Genomic DNA, 9388 nt, shown 5'->3' with positions numbered 1-9388 from the left:
GCCCGTCCTTTTTGGACGGGCGGGACGCCCATCCCACAATAACAATTAAAATTGTAAGTTATTTAATTCGCGATCCTAAATGACAGACCCTTCGCAGGAAATACGGGAGAAAATGTCAGGTTATCACGCACCCTAAAATAGGTTCTGATACACAATTAATATGATATCCGTTGCAATTGCCCCCCATCTGACCACGAATTTCAAAGGTGGTACCCGCCACGTGATTTATCCGTGGAATCAATCCAAAATCGAAAATCGAAAATCACTTATTGCCCCCGCATTGATCCCTGGGGTCAATCTAAAATCGAAAATCTAAAATCTAAAATCGATTGACGGTCGAGGGGGTTTACGCTCATCTGTGAGTAATATTATAGATGGTTGGTGAACCGGCCCCTACCAAGAATTATGGTTAATTTACCGCCCATGATTTAACAGCTTATCCTAACTTTTAACTTTTAACTTTTGCGAAATCGGCAGTTCGATCGCAAATTCTGTTCCTCGGCCAACTTCTGAATGACACTCCAACTTACCGCCGTGGGTGTCTTTAACTATTTGGTAACTAATCGATAACCCCAAACCAGTGCCGGTGCCCACAGGTTTGGTAGTAAAAAATGGGTCAAACATCCTTGACTGAACTTCGGGATGGATACCGGGCCCGCTGTCAGAAATCCGCACACACACTTGATTTTCGCTGCTGACTTCAGTAACAATGCGAATCTGGTTAACTTTGCAAGTACAGTTTGCTGATGACTCTTCCACAGCGTCGATCGCATTTACCAGCAAATTCATAAATACCTGGTTTAATTGAGCCGGATAACACTCGACTTTGGGCAGGTTTCCGTAATTTTTAATAACTTGAATCTCCCGATGTTTTGGCTGTGACTGGAATCGGTGCTGCAAAATCACCAAAGTGCTCTCTATCCCTTCATGAATGTCTATTACTTTGCGATCTGTTTCGTCGAGTCTCGAAAAGTTTCTCAAAGACAGCACTATCTGCTTAATTCGGTTAGCACCTTCTTGCATTGAAGCCATTATTTTCGGGAAATCGCCAGCTATAAAATCCACCTCGACTTCTGCCAATTCTTCCTGTATTTCGGGAACTGGTTCAGGATAGTATTGCTGGTAGAGTTCAATCATTTTTACCAAATCGCGAGCATACTGTGCTGCAGGAATAATATTGCCGTATATGAAGCTGATGGGGTTATTAATTTCATGGGCTACTCCCGCTACCATTTGCCCGATACTTGACATTTTTTCGGCTTGAATGAGCTGAGATTGAGCTTTTTTTAAGTCGGCCAGAGTTTGTTCTAACTGTTGCGCTTTTTCTCGTTCTCGCTGTTCGCTAAATTGCAACTCTACTTCGGCTTGTTTGCGATCGCTAATATCAATATGCGTACCCGTCATCCGCAAAGGATTTCCCGAAGCGTCGTGTTCCATCACCTTCGCTTGAGCTAAAATCCACTTCCACTCGCCGGATTTTGTCAGCATCCTAAATTCCACTTCGTAAGTAGGATTTTTGCCTTCCAGGTGAGCATTTAGCGCTGCTTTAGCCGGAGACAAATCCTCTGGATGTACCAGTTGCTCCCAGGATGCAAAACTATTTTCTACCTCCTCTACTTCATATCCCAGCATCATTTTCCACCGTGGATTAAAATAGACTTCTCCCGTGGCAAGATTCCAATCCCACAAGCCCATCGCACTGCCTTCAAATGCCAGATAAAAACGTTCTTCGCTAATTTGCAAAGCTGCTTCGGCTTGTTTGCGATCGCTAATATCCATCACTGTTCCCAACAGTTTTATTACTTCCCCGGTTTCGCTAAAAACAGCTTCTCCCCTTCCTTCCACGTATATAATTTGACGGCTAGGATGCAAAAATCGGAACTCTCTTTTGTAGGCAATGCCTTGTGAGATAGTTAGGCTGACTGTTTCTTGAAATAATTCTCTGTCGTCGGGATGACACATCTTTAAAAGTTTGGCAGATGTCGGTTCAGTTGCACTTGAGTCAAGACCAAAAATGCGGAATACTTCTTCTGACCAAGTAATTTTATTGGTGACTAAATCAAATTCCCAACTGCCGATGTGGGCAATTTTCTGGGCGGCTGCTAGACTAGCTTCGCTTTGTTGAAGTTTAAGTCGCTGTTGTTTATCTTGTTCCAGAAGTGTTGCTTGAGCGATCGCAATTCCCATCTGTGCCGCCACAGCGCTCAATAATGTGATCTCCTCCTGCGTCCAGTGGCGGGGGCGATCGTACTGATGCAAGCATATCATTCCGTTGGCTTTTCCCTGGTAGGAAGTGCGGATGGATATCATCGATTTTAAGCCTATTTGACAGCACAAATCTCGGGCGTTTTCTAGCAGCGGGTCGGAAAAAACATCGTCAGAAACTACAGCTTGATCTTGGGATAATAAAAACTGAACGTGAGGATTGCCCTGTACGGGGATTTCTAAATCTAAAAGCGATTTGGATGCGGATTTTTTGTACTCAGCGACATTATTAATTCTGGGAATAGGGTGTTCTGTGTAGGTATGAACCAAGCAGCAATCAGCATTAAAAATTCTACCTATTTGGGCAGTAGCTGTTTGAAAAACTTGATCTTGATTTAAACTGTATCGAATTTCAAGAGTAATTGTTTCTATTAAAAACCTTTGTTTGATTTGCCGTTCTAAAGCAGATAAAGCTGTTTTTAGTTCTAGTTCAGCTTGTTTGCGATCGCTAATTTCAGTAGCCGTCCCCAAAATTTTCCAAGGTTTGTCGTCTGCGGTTCTGGCAAACACGGTATCCACGCTAACAAACCACCGATATTCACCATTTTTGTGCTGAATTCGGTACTCACACTCAAAGCTTTCACCGTCTTTTGCTGCCTCAATCCTGCTGAGGTGTTCTGAGAATCCTGGCAAATCGTCAGGGTGTATTAAGTTAGGAAGAAATCCTCCTGCCATTTGCTGGATTTCTTCAAAAGAATAGCCAATATCGCTATATATTTCGCGGTTGATATACAAAGTTCGCTGTTCAATCAAATCGGAAACGTACAAAAGATTAGGATGTGTTTTAATTACTGCCGACAGCCAGCGTTGGCTGTCTCGGAGTTCTGCTTCGATCCGCTTGCGTTCTTCTATTTCTGCTTGCAGCCGTGCATTTTGTGCTAAAATTTGTTTATAAAGACGGCTCAGAAGCAGTTGATTTTCGATCCGGCTCACCACTTCTTCTGTTTGAAATGGTTTACTAATGTAGTCGGCTCCTCCCACCGAAAAAGCTTTGACTTTATCAAAAACTTCATTTAAAGAGCTAATAAAAATCACAGGAATATGTTTGGTTTGCGGACAAGCTTTTAACTTTTCGCAGACTTGATACCCATCCATACCGGGCATCATGATGTCCAGCAAAATCAAGTCTGGTGGACTCGACATAGCAAAGTTAAGAGCCAATTTGCCATCTCGTGTCGGTCGCACTTTATATCCCCGCTTAGACAAAAGCTGGGATAAAAGCCGCAAGCTTTCTGGATGGTCGTCCACCATTAAAATATTTTCTTGTAAGACAGTGTTTTCAAGTCTAACTGTTTCTAGTCTTGGATTTTTATCGTCAGTTGTATTCACAGCAAACCCTCAAACTATTCAAGTTGTATATGTGGGAATATTTTTAAAGTCATTAACCGCTTGTAGCTAACACTCTCAGATAAACCAGCACAACTATTGGCTCTCTAGCACACTCTTAAATTATCTCTCATTATATCAAAAGTAACGATCTTTTGAAAATATTGGTAGCTCAAATTATCGGACTCTGGTGAGAAACCAGCCTAGATTCCTCTAATCACAGGCTAACCAAGCAATTTTGATTAAATAAAGGTAAAATTTTTATTCTTAGACTTTATACGACCATGCTTGCAGCCATTGATCGGGTGCTTTGTGTTGAGATTTTTCATTAGATATCCTCAGTAAAAAGGTTAATTTAAACAAGCCGGAACATTGGTGTCAACTTAAGACTAAAAATTATTTTTTTCTGGTTGGTATCCAAGTTGTGAGTTCCCTAAATTTCCCTTATTAAGCAGCCCTAGGGCAGTGTAGGCATAATTGTCAAACAGTTGTTACCGTTACTAATTATGAGCTTAAGTTGACACCAATGGGCCCTAAAAAACTCCTACAATATCTTATATCTTATTTGCGGGATGGGGCTGATTTATGGTATCTTTGTCTCGGCTTGCAATTCTCCGCAAGCGGCGTAAACGGCTTTCACGTTATACCAATTCAGAAAAATCCGAGCAATTTCTAAAGCTAGCTGGGGCTTGCCTTGGTCAATCAACCACTGTAAAAAAGGAGTCATCGTTCGCTCGTTCAGCATCCCACCTAATGATAAAATTCCCCACAAAATTTGGTGCAAAAAAGTCATTTGAATCATCATCCGTACTTCCCAACTTGGGTGTTTTTGATAAAACAAAACTCCCATTCTCCCGCGCTCAATTTCTCGGTTAATCATGCCTGGAATTTGCTCCAAACTAAAAGCTGGATGCCAGTGATAACCGACCGCAGCGGGACATTTAATGAGTTTTAAACCTAATTTTTTTAACCTAACTCCCAACTCTAAATCTTCCCATCCGTACAGTTGAAAGCGAGTGTCAAAAAGTCCAGCGGCCAGCAGCCAGTGGCGGGCGATCGCCACATTTCCCGTAGCAAAATAAGCCGCCGAAAAATCGGTGATTTTGTAAGGTTCTGAGGTAGGATTGTCGAAATTGCAAGTATTAATCACGCTGCCGTAAGTAAAAACAGCATCAGTATCTTTGTAACCCTGTAGTAAAGCATCGGCGTGTGCTTGCAAAAAATGCTCTGTTACCACCAAATCGCTGTCAATAAAAATAATCGTATCGCCCTTAGCATCTTCAACGCCCAAATTCCGGGCAGCGGCCGGGCCCTGGTGAGATTGACAGATCGATCGCACATGAGGCAACAAGTCAGCATTTGCGGCCAACCACTCCAGCGTCCCGTCCGTCGATCCGTCGTCCACGACAATTACTTCATAGTCTCTGACAATCTCACCGAACTGCTGATTTTCCAAAGCCAGTAGACATTTTGCCAAAATCGGTTTACGATTATACGTCGGAATTACAACACTAAAAAACACGGTTTTTCCCCATCGCCACAGTTACCGTATCCCACGGTAGCAGATTTTCCGCAGCAACTCCTCCGGTAAATAGCCAAGTTTATCAAAAAAAGAATATATAAATCTGTACTATTTCTGACAAGAATCGATCTCAATTAGGTGCATAATGAAAAGTCGGTTAAATATCACATCTTGCACCATTCTCCAGAACAGGCAAGATGCCTGTTCCACAAAAATGATATTTTTTTGTGGGGTGGGCATCTTGCCCGCCCTTAAAAGCTTAGTGACAAGGGTGCAAGATGTCAGTTAAATTCAGGATGTAAAGAGCAATGAGTCGCGCTAAAAAAGTTGTCCTAGCATATTCCGGCGGAGTCGATACCTCCGTCTGCATTCCTTACCTCAAAAACGAGTGGGGTGTTGAAGAAGTAATTACTCTGGCCGCGGATTTGGGACAGGGAGACGAATTAGAACCGATCCGCAAAAAAGCTTTAGCATCCGGTGCTTCGGAATCTTTAGTTATTGATGCTACCGAAGAATTTGTCAAAGACTATGCGTTTCCAGCGATTCAAGCTAACGCACTTTACGAAAACCGTTATCCCCTTTCGACTGCCCTGGCTCGCCCGCTGATTGCTAAATTGTTAGTAGAAGCTGCGGAAAAATACGGTGCAGATGCGATCGCCCACGGTTGCACAGGTAAAGGAAACGATCAGGTGCGGTTCGATGTGTCGATCGGCGCACTCAACCCCAAGATTAAAATCTTAGCACCAGCGCGGGAGTGGAAAATGAGCCGCGAAGAAACGATCGCATACGGCGAGAAATGCGGTATTCCGTCGCCCGTGAAAAAGTCTTCGCCTTACAGTATCGATCGCAACTTATTGGGAATGGCAATTGAAGCCGGAATCCTCGAAGATCCTTGGGCGGAACCGCCGGAAGAGGTGTATTTGATGACAAAGGCGATCGAACAAACTCCCGACACACCCGAATACCTAGAAATCGGTTTCGATTGCGGAAATCCTGTCAGTTTAAACGGCACAAATTTATCACCAGTCGCCTTAATTACCCAACTCAACGAAATAGTTGGAAACCACGGAGTCGGCCGGATTGACATGATTGAAAACCGCCTCGTCGGGATTAAATCGCGGGAAATTTACGAAACACCAGCGATTTTAGTTTTGATGCACGCGCACCGAGACTTAGAAAGTTTGACGCTGACAGCAGATGTAACGCGGTACAAGCGAGGCATCGAAGAAACCTACAGCCAAATGATTTACAACGGTCTTTGGTACAATCCTTTGAAAACAGCTTTAGACGCATTTATTCAGGACACGCAAAAGCGAGTAACTGGAACCGTGCGGCTCAAACTGTTCAAAGGAAATGCGACTATTGTCGGCCGCAAATCTGACAATTCTCTGTACAGTTTCGACTTAGCAACCTACGGCGCAGAGGACGAATTCGATCACAAAGCTGCCGAAGGATTTGTCTATGTTTGGGGACTACCAACCCGCATTTGGTCGGAAAAAAATAGAGGTTACAAATAGGAGGCAATTAGGGTTAAAAACCTGATGTTCAGCCGCCAAATCGAATTCGGATTAACAATTCGATGTTAACCCACCGAATCGAATTGGCGGCTACACAAACAAAGTCCGCCTTCGCGGAATTAGAGTAGGGTGTGCACGTCGCACCTTATCTGTCGCAATCGCCCAACCTGTGCCAGTTGCGTAAGTCTTGTTATTATTAAAATCTGTATATGATTATTAAACTCGGTAAATAACCTGAAAAGTTTTAGTCTCATCACTCACATCGGGGTATTATACTGAAAAAGTCAGTCTAATTAATAGTTAGACCTCAGCATATTTGAAGCATAATATTTGAAGCATAAGATCAGGAGAAAATTGGCTATGTCTGAAGTATGTTTTAATGTGAGCGGTCATAAAATACAATTAATTCTAAGCCTGTCGGGTCAACAAAGTATTGTTCATGATAACAAAACGATTTCCGAAAAAGGCAGCTCTCTCGCTCCGACCTCTAACCACTATTTTAAAGTCAGTGAAGATGGAAAGATGTCAAGCTATGAAGTGGTTTTCAAAGCCAACTTTTCGGGTGTAATAGAATATAGTGTTAAACGAAATAATGTGCTGGTTAAAAAGGGTATATTAAGTGCATTCACACCCGGACTAATGAGGATATCCTTTTTTTCCATTGGTCTGGCTCTGTTCTTAAATACAATATCTTTAATTTTTATTCCACAATTTAGAGAAGTTTTCCTTCAGTCGCTTTTCAATTATATTGATGTCGGAATAAAATTGCTGTTTTCTATTGCTTTTTTGGGATTTGGAATCTCCTTAAAGAGAGTTCTTTTAAGAAACTTGCGCTTTGTGACCACAGTGCTCTGGATTCATATAGGTCTAATGATTTTCGGCTCCTTATCACTTATTTTCCGCTACCTACAAGAAGGAATTATTTTGAGTAACATTTGGGTTATTGCTATGAGGCTTGGATTTATCTGGCTGTTTTGGTTTCTTTTGAACAATTGTGAGGCGCTAGCTCAAGAATTTAAGTCCCAATCTTCCTAATGTGAGAGTTATCCGGCGATCGTCAAAGCAGGGGGTAAAGTACGCAGGGCCACCCTTGTCAAAGTCCGAGCGAGCGATTTGCGTCATCAAAGGCGATAGTAATAATTGGTAATTGGTAATTGGTTGTTATCTTAATAATTTGTTAAATTGTCTTCAGACAAATTTAGCTTTGAGGCAGGGGTTGAAACCCCTGCCGGATTGCGGCAGGGCTGCGCCAGGATTGCTGGGTCAACGTAAAACAGCCGATCGCTAAGATTTCTGTTTTTCCACACTTCCCAAATCCAACTTAGCCCGCAACTCCTCCTTAATCCGATTTAAAATAGAATCCTCATCCAAAGAAGACAAAATCTTGCTCACCACAGCCTTTGGCCCATCATCTCCCCAAGAAGCACCATTAGCCAAATAAGCCTTAGTAACTTGACCGATACCATAGGAAGAAACCCCCGCGATCGCAGCTTGCGTCACCGCCACAGACAAATAAGGCCCTAAAGCCAAACCCCCCGTCGCCGGCGTCGCCAAACCCAACAATCCTTTCAAAGAACTTAAACCAAAATTAGCCAACAATTCACCCGCCGTAATTCCCCCCATACTAATCGCAATCTTTTGCAGCAATTCCACCGCGCCCGCTTCCGTCATCGCAATGCCGTAAACTTTAGATAAAGTTAATATCATCACCACATCAATTACCGCACCGCTAAGAATATCAACTACAGTAATTGGATTAAGTGCGATCGCCACCGATTTCGTCATTACGCCGTTCCAGATAATTCGATTAGCTGCGTCATCTCGAATCTCCATTTTTCGCTGCACCAAATGCTCGTTAATATCCCCCGCACAGAGCATCGTATTCAGCGCGACCAAAGATTTGCCTTCCCGGTCTAAAACCTCCAAAATCTTTAATTTTAAATCTTGCACTTGTGGCAAACTGCGAGTCATTTGCACCCCCATACTTCCGTCGGGACGGCGCACCGCCCTCGCCGTCAAAGGCGAAGCCGCCGCCATCACAATTTCATCGGGAGACAACAATTCTTTCACGCGATCGTCTCGAATTTTATGATAAATTGCCAGCCTGTCTGCATCAGGATATTGGTCAATTTTATTAAACACTAATAACATCGGTTTTCCGGCTTCCCGCAACTGCGAAAGTGCTGCGTATTCCACCTTCGTAATGTCGCCAGCAACTACAAACAAAATCAAATCTGCTTGTTGAGCAACGCGGCGCGCTAAAAGTTCGCGAGTTTCGCCGTCAACTTCATCTATTCCCGGAGTATCGATTAATTCCACTTGCGACAAACGGTAAATAACTGGCGAAAGTCTATCGGGCAACTTCTCATCAATTCCCTCTCCGACATCCCACTGCCCGATAGTCGTCGTGCGAGTCACCCCGTGAGTCGGGCCAGTTTCAAACACATTTTGACCTAGCAGCGCGTTCAAAACCGAAGATTTTCCCCTTCCCACCATCCCAAACACAGCTATTTGCACGCAAGCGCGCTCTAGCTTGTCGAGCATTTTCTCCAACCCGCCAATTTCCGGTTCCAGTCCAGTTCGCTCTTGAACTGTCAAGTCGAGATTTTCTACTATATCTCGCAGAGCATCTTTAGCGTGGCGCAGGTTGAGTTCTGCCTGAATGTCTGCGAAGCTTAAAATTGTGTCATCTAATTCTCGATCGACATTTGAAAAATCCGAGGCTTCAGTCATTGTTCCCTTATTTTATAGTTCTGTT

Annotated in this window: 5 protein-coding genes; 2 read left to right on the top strand and 3 right to left on the bottom strand. The window is 43.3% G+C overall.

The genetic code is table 11. The annotated features are described in order from the left end of the window. Positions 1–441: 441 nt before the first annotated feature. Together QT973_RS14925 and QT973_RS14920 are read right to left on the bottom strand one after the other, a co-directional pair. Complete coding sequence (locus QT973_RS14925; RefSeq protein ID WP_333211330.1) at positions 442–3594, bottom strand: PAS domain-containing protein; 3153 nt, start codon at positions 3592–3594, stop codon at positions 442–444. Between the two features lie 580 nt (positions 3595–4174). Continuing rightward, positions 4175–5113, bottom strand: a complete 939-nt coding sequence (locus QT973_RS14920; protein ID WP_333211332.1) for a glycosyltransferase — start codon at positions 5111–5113, stop codon at positions 4175–4177. Between the two features lie 308 nt (positions 5114–5421). Here QT973_RS14920 and QT973_RS14915 point away from each other — a divergent pair, with 308 nt between their 5' ends. After that, positions 5422–6630, top strand: coding sequence for an argininosuccinate synthase (locus QT973_RS14915; protein WP_333054600.1), 1209 nt, complete (start codon positions 5422–5424; stop codon positions 6628–6630). Between the two features lie 360 nt (positions 6631–6990). After that, entirely contained in the window at positions 6991–7665 is a 675-nt protein-coding gene (locus tag QT973_RS14910; RefSeq protein ID WP_333054599.1) for a hypothetical protein, read from the top strand. 249 nt (positions 7666–7914) lie between these two features. On the opposite strand, the gene QT973_RS14905 is transcribed toward QT973_RS14910, so the two are convergent. Beyond that, complete coding sequence (locus QT973_RS14905; protein WP_333211334.1) at positions 7915–9363, bottom strand: GTP-binding protein; 1449 nt, start codon at positions 9361–9363, stop codon at positions 7915–7917. Positions 9364–9388: the final 25 nt, after the last annotated feature.

The sequence above is a fragment of the Microcoleus sp. Z1_A1 genome (assembly GCF_036700305.1).
Classification (GTDB): Bacteria; Cyanobacteriota; Cyanobacteriia; order Cyanobacteriales; family Microcoleaceae; genus Microcoleus.
The sequence above is the reverse complement of the archived record's forward strand: the minus strand, read 5'-3'. Positions and strand labels throughout refer to the sequence as shown.

What these genes read in the sequence shown, in the direction of transcription:
- QT973_RS14915 (WP_333054600.1), top strand. Translation starts at nt 5,422, where the DNA reads ATGAGTCGCGCTAAAAAAGTTGTCCTAGCATATTCCGGCGGAGTCGAT.
- QT973_RS14910 (WP_333054599.1), top strand. Translation starts at nt 6,991, where the DNA reads ATGTCTGAAGTATGTTTTAATGTGAGCGGTCATAAAATACAATTAATT.
- QT973_RS14905 (WP_333211334.1), bottom strand. Translation starts at nt 9,363, where the DNA reads ATGACTGAAGCCTCGGATTTTTCAAATGTCGATCGAGAATTAGATGAC.